This is a genomic window from Neobacillus drentensis (assembly GCF_036966985.1).
GTDB classification, from domain to species: domain Bacteria; phylum Bacillota; class Bacilli; order Bacillales; family Cytobacillaceae; genus Neobacillus; species Neobacillus drentensis_E.
Map to the genome: position 1 here is coordinate 1 of NZ_JBALSN010000577.1, position 897 is coordinate 897.

Consider the following 897-nt stretch of genomic DNA (forward strand, 5'->3'; position numbering starts at 1 on the left):
TTTTTTCTTTTAAATAACAAAAATCAAGAGCTCTTCTTATGGTAAAATTATAATATAATATTATTTGTCAAAATATTTAATATAAACTATAATAAATTTTTGTCGTTTTACTGTAAAGGATGGGGAATCGATAGTGGCTATTTATAACTTAACTGATCAATTAATACATGAACTCGGAAAACAAATTATTAATGGGGATATTATTCCAGGAGATACACTTCCTAAAATAGAAACGTTAAGTGAAATACATGGGGTTAGTCGAACCGTTGTGAGGGAGGCATTTAAGGGATTGGCTACTCGTCGTTTAGTGAAATCTGTTCCTAGATTAGGGACGATTGTATCTCCACGTTCGGAGTGGCAATGGTGGGATACCGATGTATTAGCATGGGCATCAGATTCGGGAAGAAATCGAAATTTCCTGTTGAAATTAAATGAACTCGGTTATGCAATTGAACCTGTTGCAGCTAAATTAGCGGCTAAGAACGCAACGCAAGCTGATATTGAAAAAATGACAGAATCTTATTCTCTGCTAGAAAAGTCTTTAGGGGATAAAGATACATGGGCTCAGACTGATTATGAATTCCATAAAAGTATTTACGAAGCTTCTAACAATGAACTTCTCGTAAATATGTTACAAATGTTGTCTAAAGTTCAATTAGATTATCGATATGCTACAATAGCCAGTATGAATCAAAAACAGTATGCAACAGAAAGATACTTACAGTTTCATAAAGAGTTACTAACTGCTATTTGTAATCACGATGAGAAATTGGCCCAGGAAAAGATGTATGAACTGCAAGAAGAGCTTGCGGTGATTCTCACAGGTATAAACGATTAAAAAAAGGTTGTTTTTCTAATTATTCAGCTTCAAGAAGTCAACTTTATGAAGGATGGTAA

The 897-nt window shown here is 33.6% G+C and carries 1 protein-coding gene; it reads left to right on the forward strand.

The genetic code is table 11. The annotated features are described in order from the left end of the window. The first annotated feature begins 133 nt into the window (after nucleotides 1-133). Nucleotides 134-838, forward strand: a complete 705-nt coding sequence (locus V7659_RS28275) for a FadR/GntR family transcriptional regulator (RefSeq protein WP_335543386.1) — start codon at nucleotides 134-136, stop codon at nucleotides 836-838. Nucleotides 839-897: the final 59 nt, after the last annotated feature.